The sequence below is a fragment of the Flavobacterium artemisiae genome (assembly GCF_042678225.1).
Taxonomy (GTDB): domain Bacteria; phylum Bacteroidota; class Bacteroidia; order Flavobacteriales; family Flavobacteriaceae; genus Flavobacterium; species Flavobacterium artemisiae.
Window position 1 is genome coordinate 347,787 of sequence record NZ_JBHUDZ010000001.1, and the last position, 16,839, is coordinate 364,625.

The following is a 16,839-nucleotide window of genomic DNA, read 5'->3' on the forward strand; positions in this document are numbered from 1 at the left end:
TTGATGCAAAATCTTTACCGACTGAAAAACAGGTTTTTGACTTCTGTATTCAAAATCGATAAAGTAAATTCCAGAATCCAAAACTTTGCGCTATCTTTGCGCCTTAACAAGACGTTTTAAAGCAATTGTTTTATCACGAATTGTTCCCAAAAAATACTAAAACTCATTTAGAGAACTGATATATTAAAATGAAGAAGATACGTAATTTTTGCATTATTGCACACATTGACCACGGTAAAAGCACATTGGCAGACAGGCTTTTGGGCGCTACACAAACCGTTACAGCTCGTGAAGAGAAAGCACAATTGCTTGACAACATGGACTTGGAGCGCGAGCGTGGAATTACCATTAAGAGTCATGCCATTCAGATGGAATATACTTATAAGGGAGAAGAATATATTTTAAATTTAATTGACACTCCGGGTCACGTTGACTTTTCATACGAAGTTTCTCGATCTATTGCCGCCTGCGAAGGAGCACTTTTAATTGTTGATGCTGCGCAGAGTATTCAAGCTCAGACTATTTCTAACTTGTATTTAGCTTTAGAAAATGACTTGGAAATTATTCCAGTTTTAAATAAAGTAGATTTACCAAGTGCAAATCCAGAAGAAGTTAGTGATGATATTATCGATTTATTAGGCTGTAAACTAGAAGACATTATTCATGCTTCTGGAAAAACTGGTTTTGGTGTTGAAAACATCTTAGCTGCCATTATCGAAAAAATTCCAGCTCCAAAAGGAGATCCAGAAGAGCCGTTACAAGCTTTAATTTTTGACTCTGTTTATAATCCGTTCCGTGGAATCGAGGTTATTTTTAGAGTTGTAAATGGTGAAATTAAAAAAGGCCAGAAAATTAAATTTATGGCTACTGATAATGAATATTTTGCTGACGAAATTGGAACTTTAAAATTAAATCAGGTTCCTAAAAATGTAGTTTCGGCAGGAGATGTTGGTTATTTGATTTCTGGAATTAAAGAAGCACGCGAAGTAAAAGTTGGTGATACAATTACAGATGCCAAAGTGCCGACAACGAATATGATTACTGGTTTTGAGGACGTAAAACCTATGGTATTTGCTGGAATTTATCCAGTTGATACAGAAGACTATGAAGATTTGCGTTCGTCAATGGAAAAATTACAATTGAACGATGCTTCATTAGTTTTTGCTCCAGAAAGTTCTGCCGCTTTAGGTTTTGGTTTCCGTTGCGGATTCTTAGGAATGCTTCATATGGAAATTATCCAAGAACGTTTAGAACGTGAGTTTGACATGACGGTAATTACAACTGTACCTAACGTTTCGTATTTGGCTTATACAAAAAAACATCCAGAAACTGCATTAGTAGTAAACAATCCTTCAGATTTACCAGAACCTTCAAAACTTGATAGAGTTGAAGAGCCTTTTATAAAAGCTACTATTATTACAAAAGCTGATTTCGTAGGAAACGTAATGAGCTTATGTATCGAAAAACGTGGTTTAATTACGAATCAGACGTATTTAACAACTGAAAGAGTTGAGTTGAATTTTGATATGCCTTTGGCAGAAATTGTATTCGATTTTTACGATCGTCTAAAAACAGTTTCTAAAGGTTATGCTTCTTTCGATTATTCTCCAATCGGAATGAGAACTTCTAAATTGGTTAAGCTAGACGTTCTTTTGAATGCTCAAACTGTAGATGCTCTTTCTGCCTTGATTCACGAAGACAACGCTTATAATATCGGTAAAAAAATGACCGAAAAATTACGTGAACTAATCCCAAGACAGCAATTTGATATTCCGATTCAGGCTGCAATTGGAGCTAAGATTATTGCTCGTGAAACGATTAAAGCACTTCGTAAAGACGTTACTGCAAAATGTTATGGTGGAGATATTTCGCGTAAGCGTAAACTTCTTGAAAAACAGAAAAAAGGTAAAAAACGTATGCGTCAAGTAGGAAACGTTGAGATTCCGCAAGAGGCATTTATGGCTGTTTTGAAACTTAACGACTAGATTTTTTTTTAGAAAATAGAAAAAAGAACATAGAATATAGACTAACCCAATGACTTAAAGTTGTTGGGTTTTTTGTTTTATTTTATAACAATATCTCTTTACGTGAGACGCACTGCTGTGCGCCTCTACAATTCTGTGTCGTGAATATGATTTCAAATTTTATTCAAAATAAATATATCTTCAATCTTTTACACACAATCTGCATCTGTAGAGACGCACAGCAGTGCGTCTTACGCAAAGTATAGCATTAATTAATTCAAAACAAAAATCTGTCCCAATTTGGAACAGCATTTTATTTCCATAAATAACCAAGCTTTGTATCTTTGAATCTTAGTACCTCATCAACTCAGAACCTTAGAACCTAAAAAATGCTCGACGAAACCCCAAAACGATTTGACCGAATTGTTGCCATTCTGATTCAATTGCAATCTAAAAAAATTGTAAAAGCTCAGGAATTGGCAGATCGTTTTGAATGCAGTTTGAGAACTATTTACAGAGATATTCGAACTCTTGAAGCTTCGGGAGTTCCCATTTATAGTGAAGCTGGTGTTGGATATGCTTTGATGGACGGCTACAGATTACCTCCTGTTATGTTTACGCGCGAAGAAGTAAGCAGTTTTATTGCTGCCGAAAAACTGATGCAAAAATTTACCGATCCTTCTTTGGGAACACATTACGCATCGGCAATGTACAAACTCAAGTCTGTTTTAAAAAGTAACGACAAAGATTATCTTTCGAACATCGAATCGAGAATTCTAATGCAGGATGCTGAACCAATGTTTAACGATAATTCTCCAAATACATTAGCCGTTCTTTTTGAAGGAATTGCCGAAAAAAAACAGATTCTTTTAACGTATAAAACTTTTGATAAAGAAGAAACGACGCAACGAAATCTGGAACCTGTAGGTGTTTTTCACGATAATAACAATTGGTATTTTTTAGGATATTGCCATCTTAGAAAAGATTACCGTCAATTTAGAACTGACAGAATTCAAGGAATTAAAAAAACAGATGTCGATTTTACCATCGAACATGATTCTCTGGAAACTTATTTGGCTGAAAATGAAAAAACGATTCCAACAACAAAAGTCCGTCTTTTGGTGCAGAAAAAAATCGCAAGATATTTAGCTCACGAAAGAAAGTATCATGGTTTTGTTTCTCAAAAAGAAATAGGCGACGAAATCGAAATGACTTTTATGTCTCATAGTTTGCAAGATGGATTTCCGCGCTGGTTTTTAATGTTTGGCGATTATGCCAAAATCCTAGAACCAGAATCTCTAAAAACGAGAGTTTTAGAGTTATTAGAAATTAATAAACAAAGGCTTTTATAAAAAAAACTCCTGAAGATTTTCAGGAGTTTTTTGTTTATTTCTGTTTCACAACATTATAAAAATTATAATCGGTATTTGAGGCATCGGTAATTCCGACATTTCTTCCTATTGTTACGATCTGGCCTCTGTGATAAGTTCCGTGATTAACAACCTGAATTAAGTAATCGGCAATTGGAAGTTCGCACTCAAACCACGGATTTGTAATTTTGACTTCTTTTACTAAATCTTCTTCTGACATTGAGTTAATAAGATGTTTCAATTTTGTAGACGAATTCAGTAAACCGGCAAATATTTCTTCTTTAGACAGATTGTCGAAACTTTCTTTTTCTGTCATCGGTATTCCTGAAATTACAGAAAACCAATATCCTTCAGTGGACCAAATATGATCCAGTGTTTTCATAATAGTAGAAAAACTCGAAGGCACTTCTGCATAAAGCAATTCATCAGATTTCGGCGAAAGCCAATTCACAAATTGCTGATTTACCCATAAATTGTAATCTGAATAATTTGACATTATACTCTTTAAACTCATAACGGTTAGATTTTAGATTAGTTTTATAAAGTTATAACTTTAAAATCAGAGTATTATCTTTCCCAGAAAAACGGCGGTTCAATATTTAAAGCTCTTAAATATACATAAGCCTGCCCTCGGTGGTGTACTTCATTATCTATAAAATAGAGAATGTTTTGAATGATTGGAAATTCATACTGACCGAATAGATTAAAAGTTTCACTAAAATCTTCAATAGTTAATTGTTCCCAATATTTATTGATTTCTTCTGTAGCTTCATCCCATTTAGCTAGATATTGCGCTTTAAAAATCAGTTTTTCTGTTCCTTCAGTATAAGGCTGCGCTTCGCGATTTACGATTCCTTTTAATGCTGGAGCTGCAATCGCTAAAAGTTCATCAACTAATTTTGCAAAAGGACGCATACCGCCAATTGAAAATTCGAAGAAATCTTTTTCAGGAAACATCTCAATTAAACGACGCGTAAGTGCGCGGTGTCCTTGCCAGTGTTTTAATAAATCTTCTGAAGTAATTACCTGTTGTGCTTCTAATGTTTTCATGATTGTAAGGTTTTAAATTTCTATACGTCAAAATTAAATTGGGCTGGTGACAACAGTTTGTCAGCAGGAAAAATATTTTTTCATTTACTTCTTAAATTTTACACTTTAACAAAAATTAGAGCTGTTTTCGATTTTTGTTCAAATAATGCTAAAAAATCATAAAATACTGACAATAAAAAAATTAAACTAAAACAATTCGTAACTTTAAGTTAGCAACTAATGAAAATGAAATATGAGACTTGCTCTGCTGCTACTTTTATTATTATATTCGACGCTATCTTCATCACAAGGAATTGCAGTCGACACTACAACTTTGAGCATACCTGAACTTGTACGAACGGAATTGATGCAAAATGGCTGTTCTAACGAAAGTAATTTCAAATTCTCCTCACATCGAGGTATTGGAAAGTTCACAAACACCAATCCAAACTTTCCCATATCGAGCGGAATCATTATAAGAAACGGGGTTGCCAAATACACCGAAGGCCCATACACCGGCATCAACGAAAGCAGTAAACTGAACAACGCTACAGACAGTGATCTGCAGAATATCAGCGATAACAACGGACAAATTGTGCCCGTAACAGATGTCAGCTTTCTTGAATTTGATTTTACTCCTTTGTCTAGTAATTTTAGCTTTGATTTTCTTTTTGCTTCCAATGAATATGGTGAATTTCAATGCGGCTTCAGTGATGTTTTTGCTTTTATACTGACTGATTTAACTACACAAATTGCTACAAATCTTGCCGTAGTGCCAGGAACAACTACTCCAGTTTCCGTCAAAAACATTAGAGATCAACAATATAATTCGTCTTGTTTATCTGCCAATGCCAATTTATTTGACCGCTACAATGTTGCCAATCCCGCTCAGTCGCCTCTTAATATGAGAGGCGAAACCAAAGTTTTAACGGCGGCATCAACAGTTATTCCTAACAGAACCTATCGCATAAAATTGGCGATTGGCGATTACAATGACAGTAATTATGATTCAGCCGTATTTATAAAAGGAGGCAGTTTTATGACTACGATGAGTTTGGGCCCCGACAGAACGATTTGCGAAGGCGAAAAAATCACGCTTAAATCTGATCTTGTGGGCAATTTTAGTTATATATGGACATTAAACGGAACAGTAATTCCGAATGAAACCAGTAATTCTTTGACAGTTGATCAAGCGGGAACTTACGGAGTAACAGCAACACTTTCAGGCTGTGTCATTAAAGATGAAGTTGTTATTGAAAATTTGATTATAAAATCTCCTCAAAATTTAACTGCCTGTTATAACACAAGCGGCACTTATCAATATGATTTGACCATTAATAACCCAGCGTTATTAGGAATTGATCCTGCTAAATATGCTATTTACTATTTTGATTCTTTAGCTGCAGCTAACGCCAATGGACCAATAATACCCGAAAACCAATTAAAATCTTACACAAGTTCTGGTAATCAAACCATATACATCAAAGCGGTGCCTGTTTATGATAAAACTTTCTTTTGTAACAATATCGTTTCATTTAATTTATTGGTAACGCAGCCAATCAGCGTTGTAAAACCGCCAGACTTAAATGCTTGTGATACTAGTTCTAGAAATGTATCTGTTGATTTAACTGTTCAGGAAACTATAATCTTAAATGGATTAAATCCGACCGAATATAGAATAAGATATTATAACAGCGAAACAGATGCAAATAGTGCGAGAAACAACATTTCAAATCCAAAAGCATTCATTACATCTTTATCTCAATCACCAAAAACAATTTGGGTTCGAATTGAAAATATTTCGAGTGCGGCTTGTTACACAACAGTTAATTTCAATGTCATAATTAACACACTTCCAGCAGTAGATCAAATTCCGAATGTTATTGCCTGTAGTAGTTATACGCTCCCGCCAATTACAAATGGCGAATATTACACGTCGACAAATGGCACCGGAACGAAACTAAATCCTGGATATGTGGTTACCAAAAGTGGTACTTACTATATCTACAGAGGTCCCACAACAAACAGCTGCACCAACGAGACCAGCTTTAACGTAACGTTGATTTACGAAATTGGTTTTAAAAAAGAAGCCTGCGGTCAATATACAGTTCCTCGAGTGCCTGCGGGTGGTTTTTTTACAGAGGCAGGAGGACGAGGAGATGCTATTCCAGAAGGAACACCATTTACAACCAGCCAAACTATTTATTATTATGCCGTAATCAACGGTTCGGTTTGCCGTGACGAAGCGGTACCATTTACGGTTTATCCTTTACCATTGGCAGATCAGCCTTCGAATGTCGTAACTTGTGATTCTTACACACTGCCGCCTTTAACAAACGGAAATTATTTTACTTTATCAGGAGGATTAGGCAGAGCGCTGAAAGCTGGAGATCGAATAACTTCAAGCCAAACCGTTTTTATTTTTGCAAATGATGGAAGATGTACAAATGAACATTCTTTTAAAATCGACATTGTTAATTCTCCCATTTTTGTTCCCATCACGCGATGCGGAAGTTTTACTTTACCTAAAGTAGCTATTGGGGGTTATTATGAAAGTCCCGGTGGTCAGGGTAAAAATATCCCCGCTGAAACTGTTATTACCAATTCGCAAACCGTTTATTATTATGCTGCCACTACAACTTCGCCCAATTGCACCGAAAATCTTAAATACGTTATCACAATAAATCCGCTTCCATTGGTAGATACACCTGCCAACAGATTAGAATGTAACCGTTATGTATTACCGCCATTGGTAAATGGTAATTATTTTACAAAAACCAAGGGTGGAGGAACACCATTAAAAGCTGGCGATGTTATCACTTCAACACAAGTTCTTTACGTTTATGCCGTAGGGCCATTATGTACAAATGAACATAGTTTTACTGTCGAAATCAGACCGCTGCCTCCAGTTGACAGTTTTACGGATGTGGTAACCTGTAATGAATTTAAACTTCCAAAATTGAAAAATGGAAAATATTACACCGCAACAGGAGGCCCAAAAGGTTTGGGAACCCAGCTTGCAGAAGGAACAATCATTAACACCACCCAAACTATTTACATTTATAACGAATGGCCAGATCTTACGTCTTGCAGTAATGAAACCTTTTTTAAAGTAAATTATAACGGAATAGATGTTGGTAATTTTAGCAATATAAACGTTTGTGACAGTTATACTTTACCGCCTTTGCAATTAGGAAATTATTATGCACAGCCTGGTGGAAAAGGTGCCGTTATTCCGCCTGGAACTGTTATTACCAAATCGCAGACAATATATGTGTATGCTGTTGTCGGTACACGTCTAACTTGTGTCAGCGAAAAGAGTTTCATGGTTACTATTTCCCCTACTCCTGTATTGGCCAGTACTCCCGATGTTGCAATTTGCGAAAGCTATACTTTACCTCCTTTAGCCGTTGGAAATTATTACAGCGAACCTAACGCAGCTGGGACCCAATATGCGGCGGGTCAAAAAATAACTGCGAGTCAAAAAATGTATATCTATACAGCTGCGGCAACAAATTCGAGTTGTTTTGCTCAGGATGACTTTAATATTACCATTTATCCTCTTAAAAATTTATCGATTGCAAACGGAATCATCTGCGTCGATTATCAAACGGGAACTTTACAGCATTCGGTTCAATTAAATTCTGGAATAAATTCACCTGATTATACTGTTGAGTGGTATTTTGGAGGAACCAAAATAAGTACAGGTCCTACTTACAACGCAACTCAAGAAGGAATTTACACCGTTGTACCCGTCAAAAACGTACCTGATATTGGCAACGACTGTGGTTATAATTCGGCCAATGTTACGGTCGAAAAATCCAGTCAGGCTGTTGCAACGGTTTCTGTATCTGGCGATTTCGAAGAATCCGTTGATATTACAGTAAACGTCACCAATGGTTTCGGAACTTATGAATACCAGTTGGATGACGGCGATTTTCAAACAAACAATATATTTCAGAATGTAGATTCTGGCGAACACGCTATTACGATAAGAGATACAAAAGCCAATTGCGACGATCTTATTTTATTTGCCAAAGTGCTTAAATATCCCAAATTTTTCACTCCAAACAATGATGGTTACAACGATACTTGGAACATTCCAGATCTTGCCTACCAGCCAGATGCAGTTATCACTATTTATGATCGGTATGGCAAACTCCTAAAAACGATTAAACCTTCGGGTGCCGGCTGGGATGGTAATTATGATGGTGCTGAACTTCCTTCTACAGATTACTGGTTTCGAGCCACCTATACTCAAAATGGCATAATTCAAGAATTTAAAGCTCATTTTAGTATGATACGATAATTTTCTGGGCGTGCCACCACCCCGATAAGAGGGCCACTTTAGATTGCGGTTATTCGCCCTCTTATCGGGATGCTGTCAGGCTGTCCGCGTTACTTCGGTAACTTGCTCCCATCCTTCACGCGGTCTCACAAGAACATTTTTGCAAATTGAGATTAGTAGTCTTGTAGATGTACTACAGTGCCTCTCTACAGAATAAACGCGCTGAAAAAACTTAATTCCGACAGCTATCGGTATAGCATCTCAGAATCTTAGCATCTTTAAAAAAATCCTTTGTACCTTTGCACCTTAAAAACCTTTGCACCTTAAAGAAATGATTGAAGATAAAAATCAACAAAGAACAAGTATAGCGCAGTTGGGCGAATTTGGTTTAATTGAACATTTAACCAGAAACTTTGATGTTTCTCAAGAATCGACATTAAAAAGTATTGGAGACGATGCTGCAGTTCTGGATTTTAAAGACAAAAAAGTAGTTATTTCTACTGATTTACTAATTGAAGGCGTTCATTTTGATCTTGCTTACATGCCATTGAAACATTTAGGATACAAATCGGTTGTCGTAAATGTATCTGATATTTGTGCGATGAATGCAAAACCAACACAAATTACGGTTTCGGTAGCGGTTTCTAATCGTTTTCCTCTTGAGGCATTAGACGAGTTATTTGAAGGAATAACGCACGCAGCAAAAGAATATAAAGTAGATGTTATTGGAGGCGACACCACCTCATCTCAAAAAGGCTTAATCATAAGCATTACTGCTATTGGTGAAGCTGACGAAAATGAATTGGTTTACAGAAATGGCGCTCAAAAAACCGATCTATTAGTAGTAACGGGCGATCTTGGCGCTGCTTATATGGGATTACAGGTTTTAGAACGTGAGAAGCAAGTTTTTCAAGTTAACCCAAACAACCAGCCAGATTTAGATCCGTATACTTACTTAGTAGAACGCCAATTAAAACCTGAAGCCAGAAAAGATGTCCGTACTTTATTGCATGCTTTAGAAATAAAACCAACTGCAATGATTGATATTTCGGATGGATTATCTTCGGAAATTATTCATATCTGCAAGCAGTCTAAAGTGGGTTGTAATTTATATGAAGACAAATTACCGCTTGATCCACAATTCATTTCAACTTGCGAAGAATTTAATATCGACAGCACAACGGTTGCTATAAACGGAGGAGAAGATTATGAACTTTTGTTTACAATTGATATTAACGACTTCGACAAGATAAAAGGAAACCCGAATTTCTCTGTTATAGGTCATATGACGCAAGAAAGTGAAGGAATACATCTTATAACCCGTGCAAACACAAAAATCGCCTTAAAAGCACGCGGATGGGATGCTTTAAGCGAATAAACTTTTAAAATTCCAATATCAAAAATCTCAATAAAAAAAATCCAAATTCCGAACACAACAAAGTTTTGGAATTTGGATTTTTTTGATTTTGGAATTTGTTTCTAAAAAAGTCCTTTGCTTTTGGCTTCTTTCACCAAATCTTCGTCAGAACTGCTTCTTATTTTCAAAAGATCTTTTAAATGACTTTTTCGTTTTTCGATTGCGTTTAAAGAAATCGGAATATGTTGCGGCATTTCATGTACGGTTGTTCCTTGGGATAAATGATGCAGTATTTGTTTATCGTATTGATCAATTTCTATTGCATTATGCGTCGACTGATTAAGCATTTTGACAACAGACTGGCTGTAATATTTTTCATTTTTCATTACTTGATCAAACGCAAAAAGAAGTTCGTCAAATGTAAGATCGTTTTTAATAATCAGTCCGTTTGGCTGAATGGTACGGATGATGGTTTTTATTTTTAACAACTCAGTATACATTGTTAAAAGTACAATCTTGCACGAAGGTGTTTTTTTCAGGATTAGTTTTGCTAAATCTACGCCCGAAAAAATTTCTTTTTCTTCGTACGGAGGCATACTGATATCTAAAAAGGCAATATCAAATTGAGGCGCATTATTGTCTTCGATCAAATCATATCCCGATCTGCAGTCGTGCGCTTGTGATATCAAAAATTCATATTGCATCGGATTATATCGCGTTATCGCATTTTTATATCCTTCAATAATAAACGGATGATCATCTACAATAAGTATATTTTGCTTTTTCAATTCTGGTGTTGGGGTTAAATCAAATGTCATTATTGGGCAGGTTATTTGGGGCTATTGGGACTTTTATAAAGAGAATTGTTCCTTCTCCATTGGCTGATTTTATCGTAAGTGTACCATTACATTCTGACACTCGGTACTCGATATTATGCAATCCGATACCGTTTTTAGTTCTCGTGGTATTAAATCCAGTTCCGTCATCTTCAATAGTTAAAACCAGATTGTCTCCTTTACTTTCAAAGGCAATTTTTATGATGTCTGCCTTAGCATATTTATTACAATTCTGCAGTCCTTCCTGAATAATTCGGTACAGATTAATCTTGACCATATTACTTACTAAATCCCATTTAATATTAGGATCAAAAGAAACAATTAATTTAGAACTAAATGTATTTCGCTGATCTTCAAATAATTTATTGAGAATAACAACAAAATTATTAATTAATTCTGACTTTTCTCTATTTAAATCATGGGAAATTTCTCTAATGTCTTGTTCTATGTTTTTGAGCTCGGTAAGATATTTTTTTCGCTTATCTGCAGCTTCGGCTTCATCCAGCTTATCCAAACTGTCCAAACTGATCCGGATTCCAAACATTCTTCCCAAAACCCCATCGTGCAATTCCTGCGCTACTTTTTTCTTTTCTTTTATACGAGTGAGTTCAATTTCGTTTTGCTGCGAAATCATCAGATTGTAAATATCTTCGTTGGCAACTTGCTGTTGTTGTTTAAAAAGTAATTCGCGATTTTTTGCCTGCTGGGTTTTATAAACATAAAAAAAGAGTCCGATCAAAGTACAAATACTGAAAACGTAAACTAAGGTTTTATTTTTTTCCTGTAAATTGGAGTTTTGGTCTTTTATTTCGTTTGTTTCATATTCGATACGAGAGAATTTTTCTCCCATTTTACGCTCTGCTTTCAGCATTTTTTCGTTAAGCTTAATATATTCCTTAGAATATTTAGAAGCATTTTTAGGATCAACTACTGCTGTCTGCTTGAGAGCTTCCAAAGTATTCACAAACTTTTGTGTCGTACGAGAAAGTGTCAAGGCTTGTTTTGAAAATTGGGCTGCTTTAAAGGTATCTTTTTTAAAAGCATAATACTCTGACAAATGTATTTTACTTGATACCACTCCAGATACAAGATCAAGACTATCTCTGATTCGTAAAGATTCGTAAAACAAATCAGGCAACTGATCTGATTCATTTAGTTTAAACTTAGCGTACCCCAAATTATCGAGCAAAATTGCGTACAAACTTGATCTGTCTACAAAAAGATTCTCTTGTTTTAATCCTTCTTCAAAAAAAACTTTTGCCCTTTTATAACTCCCCATATGCATGTATATGAACCCCAGGTTATTTAGAGAAGCCGCAGTATATTGCAACTGTGTTGCAATTTTTTTATCCTTCAATATATTTAGTGCCTTAGTCTGAAATTCCAAAGCTTTAGTAAATTCCTCTCTTTCATTATACAAGATTCCCAGCAAATTATAACTTTCATAAAGCAGTTCGTCTACATCTTTCTCTTTTTTTAGAATGCTTAAAGCCTTAAAAACAGCTATTTCACTTTCAAAAAAATCACCTTCGTTGTATTGAAGATTTGCTTTGTTCAAAAAGGTTTTAGCCAGATTTAATTCATCATTAATTTTAAGATATGTCTTTTCTGCTTTAAAATAATTCATAAAAGCGCTATCAGAAATAGATTGAGACAAATAATAATCTCCTAAATATGTATAGGCTTTTGCCATATGAACAGAATCCTTAGATGCTTGAGCTCTTTCTAAAATTAATTTAGTAGTCTTAAGATAGGATTTCCAATCGCTCATGTTATAATAACGATTTGCAACCTTAAAAAGATTTACTTTATTAAGCGAGTCATCTTTTTGTTCTAAAATGAGATTTAACGCTTTCTGATTGTAGTTTTGTTTAATCTGTAATGGCAGATTATCTTCATTTGCTAATGTAAGATAAGTAGGAAGGCTGTCTATAGAAGAAGTCACTGCTATATCTTCTGTTTTCTTGGTACATGCCAATAAAACAAAGAATAAAAGCAATAGTATTTTATTATTGTTATTTTTCAATTGTGCCCACGAGTTTTACCAAAAATAGTAAAACTATAGACACAAAAAAAGCTGTCAAAAATTGACAGCTTTAATTATATAATTTTATTGCAGTTTAGTCTACCTTTTTATCGTGTCCGAAAGCTTGATTAACACTTGCAAAGTTTGCATTACTATTTGTCTGGAATGATTCAGTATTAGATCCGTGAAAATCTTGTTTTTTGATAACTCCTCCTGCTGCACCACCATCTATAGGTAAAACTTTAATAGAATCATTAGCTGCCAAATATTTTGGAGTTTCTGTTGATGCAAAAGAAGTTGCTACTACTACTAAAGAAAATAATCCGATTGTCAAAGCTGTTTTTTTCATGATCTGAGGTTTTTTTATATTAATTTATTTTTTTGGGACATCATCACTTTGTTGTGAATCATGGTGTAAAACTAATACGAGAATCAGAAAAAATTTATACGAAAAAATAGGTTTGTGGTAGATCGTACCCAATTGATAGTCAATGGATAGCAAATTAATGTAAACGTTTAATTCTTAGACTTCTAAGTAATTTCCTGCAGCAAAATCGGCAATAATCAGATCGACATTTGCTTTGTAGGTTTTAGAAAAAGGAATCTTTTTTGAAGAGTTTTTTATGTAACATATTGAGTTTCCGCTATGAATTCTCGAAATGTAATTTCTATTGATTACATAACTGTTATGAATTCGAATAAAAGGATAAGATAAAAGCACCTCAAAATGCTTTAACGTTTTAAAAGCGGTAATCATTTCACCCGAGTTCAAATAAATATCGGTCGAATTATTATCGGCTTGAAAATAAGAGATGTCGGAAGCGTTAATATAACGATAATCACCATACGATTTAATACAGATAATTAACGGATCTTCTACCTGAAAAGGCATAATTGTTTCCTTAATAATTGCGGGCTGTATTTCTTCACTGTCAATAATGAGATTTTTTACCGAAACAGTCTTATTAAGACGAAGAATAGTTTTGCGTAAATCGGCTGTAGAAAGTGGTTTTAAAATATAATCAAAAACACCATATTTAATAGCTTCAAAAGCGAGTTCTTTTTTTGAAGTTGTAATTATAATTTTCGGAATCTCTGTTAGAAACCGATGCAGTTCGCTGATAAAATGTAATGATAGTTGACTTTTCTTGTCTTTCGGATCGATTTCTAGAAAAATTAAAGCTGGTTTTTGTTCTAAAACCAAATCAAGTGCTTCGTTAAAACTAGAAGTTTCGGCCATAAAAGACAATTCAGAAAAAGACTCGGCAGTGGTTTTGGTTTTCAAAATACTTGCTGGATCATCATCAATTATTATATACGAATACTTTTTCAATTTTTGTTTTTATTGCTTTTCTCACTACGCGATAATAACTAAAAAATAGCTTTTATTTGACGTAATATAGAAAAAAATTGGTATTGGTATTTGACTGCAATTAAAATTACGGATTTTAATTTTCCAAATATTTCATTGTTAACACATTAACCTAAAATGTTGATACATACAGACAAAATGCAATAAACATCGACAAACTACATATTTTTAAAAATCAAAAATCCCAAACTCCTTTTCGGAATTTGGGATTTATAGTATAAGTTGTAAATTATTACATCTTCATTAACCAGTTTTTCATCGAAACTTCGTTTTCGATAATACCTCTTAATTCAGTAATTTTTACACGATCTTGTTTCATTGTATCTCTATGACGAATGGTTACTGTTTCGTCTTCAAGCGTTTGATGGTCTACAGTAATACAGAAAGGCGTTCCAAGAGCATCTTGTCTTCTGTAACGACGTCCTACTGCATCTTTCTCATCATAAGCCACATTAAAGTCCCATTTCAAATCTTCGATGATTTTTTTAGAAAGCTCTGGCAATCCATCTCTTTTAATTAATGGTAAAACTGCTGCTTTTGTCGGCGCTAAAACTGCTGGCAATTTTAAAACTGTTCTTTCTGAACCGTCTTCTAATGTTTCTTCTTGTAATGAAGTTGCAAAAACAGCCAAGAACATACGATCTAAACCAACTGAAGTTTCTACTACATAAGGAACATAGTTTTCGTTTAATTCTGGATCGAAATATTGTAATTTTCTTCCAGAATATTGTTCATGTGCTTTTAAGTCAAAATCAGTACGCGAGTGAATCCCTTCTAATTCTTTGAAACCGAATGGGAAATTAAATTCGATATCTGCAGCTGCGTTTGCGTAATGTGCTAATTTTTCGTGATCATGGAAACGGTAATTTTCTTTTCCTAATCCTAAAGATAAATGCCATTTAAGACGTGTTTCTTTCCAATGGTGGTACCATTGCATTTCTTCTCCAGGACGTACAAAAAACTGCATTTCCATTTGTTCGAATTCACGCATACGGAAAATAAATTGTCTTGCAACAATTTCGTTTCTGAACGCTTTACCCGTTTGAGCAATTCCAAAAGGAACTTTCATACGACCTGATTTCTGAACGTTTAAGAAGTTCACAAAAATACCTTGAGCCGTTTCTGGACGTAAATATAAATCCATTGCAGATTCTGCAGATGCTCCTAATTTAGTTCCAAACATTAAGTTGAATTGCTTAACATCAGTCCAGTTTTTAGAACCTGTTTCTGGATCAGCAATTCCTAATTCTTCGATTAAAGCTTTTACATCTTGAAGATCTTCGCTCATACCTTTTGCAAGTCTTTCTAAAATTTCTTTCTTTTTTGAAAGATATTCTACAACACGAGCATTTGTTGTAACAAATTCTTCTCTATTGAATGCATCACCAAAACGAGCTTTTGCTTTTTCGATTTCTTTTTCTGCTTTCTGATTTAACTTTTCAGCATAATCTTCAACCAAAACGTCGGCTCTATATCTTTTTTTAGAATCTTTATTATCAATTAATGGATCGTTAAAAGCATCAACGTGTCCAGAAGCTTTCCAAGTTGTTGGATGCATCAATATTGCAGCATCAAGGCCGACAATATTTTCATTCATCTGAACCATTGATTTCCACCAATATTCACGGATATTCTTTTTTAATTCGACTCCATTTTGTGCATAATCATAAACTGCACTCAATCCATCGTAAACTTCGCTTGACGGAAAAATAAATCCGTACTCTTTTGCGTGCGAAACCACATTCTTAAATATATCTTCTTGTTTTGCCATAGTGATGCAAAAATATAAAAAGTACCTGTAAAAAAAAGAAAAATAATAAAGATTGAGATCCCTATTTTGTTATTTTTGTAAATAAATTCTTGTGTTTTGTGATTAAATCTTTAATTAACCTCTTTTTCCCAAACGTCTGTAGTGGCTGTCGGGTAATTTTAATGTCAAACGAAGTTGTTTTTTGCACCAGCTGTCGACACGAAATGCCTCTTACTCAATATTATTTGGATCCTAAAAATGAAGCTTCCAAAAAGTTTTATGGACGAATTGATACCCTGCATGTTTCTACACTGCTTTATTTCAATAAAAAAGGAATGGTTCAGGAGCTGATTCATAACTTAAAATACAAAGGTCATGAAGAAATCGGTACCGTTTTAGGAAGCTGGCAGGCCGAAGAATTAAAAGAACTGCAATTAGAAATTCCGTTTGATGTTGTTATTCCCGTACCGCTTCATAAGCGTAAACTTAGAGAACGCGGTTATAACCAGGTTAGCCATTTCGGAAAAGCTATTGCATCGGAGCTTACTATTTCGTTTAACGAAAAAATATTAATTCGAAAAGTGTATTCTAAAACACAATCCAAAAAAAATCTACTAGGAAGATCCGAAAATATTGAACGTATTTTTGATGTTGATTTTGATGAAGCCGATCACAACAAACATTATCTTCTTGTTGATGATGTTCTTACGACCGGCTCTACCCTTGAAGCTTGTTCTCGTGCTTTATTGAAAATTCCAGGCGCAAAAATTAGTATCGTTTGTATAGCGATGGCACATTAGTAAATTCCAATTTTTAAAATTCCAAATTCCAAACTTTAAAATCTAAA

The 16,839-nt window shown here is 34.6% G+C and carries 12 protein-coding genes; 5 read left to right on the plus strand and 7 right to left on the minus strand.

From position 1 onward, the window contains the following. Positions 1-188 precede the first annotated feature (188 nt). Entirely contained in the window at positions 189-1,985 is a 1,797-nt protein-coding gene (gene lepA, locus ACFSC2_RS01540) for a translation elongation factor 4 (protein WP_379817492.1), read from the plus strand. 368 nt (positions 1,986-2,353) lie between these two features. Continuing rightward, on the plus strand, positions 2,354-3,316 hold the full coding sequence (locus tag ACFSC2_RS01545) for a helix-turn-helix transcriptional regulator (RefSeq protein ID WP_379817493.1): 963 nt from the start codon (positions 2,354-2,356) through the stop codon (positions 3,314-3,316). 34 nt (positions 3,317-3,350) lie between these two features. On the opposite strand, the gene ACFSC2_RS01550 is transcribed toward ACFSC2_RS01545, so the two are convergent. Together ACFSC2_RS01550 and ACFSC2_RS01555 are read right to left on the minus strand one after the other, a co-directional pair. Next, positions 3,351-3,848 (minus strand): DinB family protein, encoded by a 498-nt coding sequence (locus ACFSC2_RS01550; protein WP_379817494.1) that lies wholly within the window; start codon positions 3,846-3,848, stop codon positions 3,351-3,353. A 53-nt stretch (positions 3,849-3,901) separates the two neighbouring features. Then, positions 3,902-4,384: a DinB family protein gene (locus tag ACFSC2_RS01555; RefSeq protein ID WP_379817495.1), complete on the minus strand. Its 483-nt coding sequence runs from the start codon at positions 4,382-4,384 to the stop codon at positions 3,902-3,904. A 232-nt stretch (positions 4,385-4,616) separates the two neighbouring features. Between ACFSC2_RS01555 and ACFSC2_RS01560 the strand changes: the two genes are divergently transcribed. Further along, entirely contained in the window at positions 4,617-8,672 is a 4,056-nt protein-coding gene (locus tag ACFSC2_RS01560) for a T9SS type B sorting domain-containing protein (RefSeq protein ID WP_379817496.1), read from the plus strand. A gap of 310 nt (positions 8,673-8,982) precedes the next feature. Beyond that, positions 8,983-10,029: a thiamine-phosphate kinase gene (thiL, locus tag ACFSC2_RS01565; RefSeq protein ID WP_379817497.1), complete on the plus strand. Its 1,047-nt coding sequence runs from the start codon at positions 8,983-8,985 to the stop codon at positions 10,027-10,029. A gap of 101 nt (positions 10,030-10,130) precedes the next feature. Here thiL and ACFSC2_RS01570 read toward each other — a convergent pair whose 3' ends face one another. The 5 genes from ACFSC2_RS01570 to ACFSC2_RS01590 all read right to left on the minus strand — a co-directional run bounded on the left by ACFSC2_RS01570 (position 10,131) and on the right by ACFSC2_RS01590 (position 16,013). Then, positions 10,131-10,826 (minus strand): response regulator, encoded by a 696-nt coding sequence (locus ACFSC2_RS01570; RefSeq protein ID WP_379817498.1) that lies wholly within the window; start codon positions 10,824-10,826, stop codon positions 10,131-10,133. After that, on the minus strand, positions 10,816-12,870 hold the full coding sequence (locus ACFSC2_RS01575; RefSeq protein WP_379817499.1) for a tetratricopeptide repeat-containing sensor histidine kinase: 2,055 nt from the start codon (positions 12,868-12,870) through the stop codon (positions 10,816-10,818). Before ACFSC2_RS01575 ends, ACFSC2_RS01570 begins: the two co-directional genes overlap by 11 nt. A gap of 94 nt (positions 12,871-12,964) precedes the next feature. Then, positions 12,965-13,219 (minus strand): hypothetical protein, encoded by a 255-nt coding sequence (locus tag ACFSC2_RS01580; protein ID WP_379817500.1) that lies wholly within the window; start codon positions 13,217-13,219, stop codon positions 12,965-12,967. A 174-nt stretch (positions 13,220-13,393) separates the two neighbouring features. Next, positions 13,394-14,203 carry a LytR/AlgR family response regulator transcription factor gene (locus ACFSC2_RS01585; protein WP_379817501.1) on the minus strand — a complete coding sequence of 270 codons (810 nt, stop codon included), beginning with the start codon at positions 14,201-14,203 and terminating at the stop codon, positions 13,394-13,396. A gap of 271 nt (positions 14,204-14,474) precedes the next feature. After that, positions 14,475-16,013: a glycine--tRNA ligase gene (locus ACFSC2_RS01590; protein ID WP_379817502.1), complete on the minus strand. Its 1,539-nt coding sequence runs from the start codon at positions 16,011-16,013 to the stop codon at positions 14,475-14,477. 161 nt (positions 16,014-16,174) lie between these two features. Here ACFSC2_RS01590 and ACFSC2_RS01595 point away from each other — a divergent pair, with 161 nt between their 5' ends. Next, entirely contained in the window at positions 16,175-16,792 is a 618-nt protein-coding gene (locus ACFSC2_RS01595) for a ComF family protein (protein ID WP_379817503.1), read from the plus strand. The last annotated feature ends 47 nt before the right edge of the window (positions 16,793-16,839 follow it).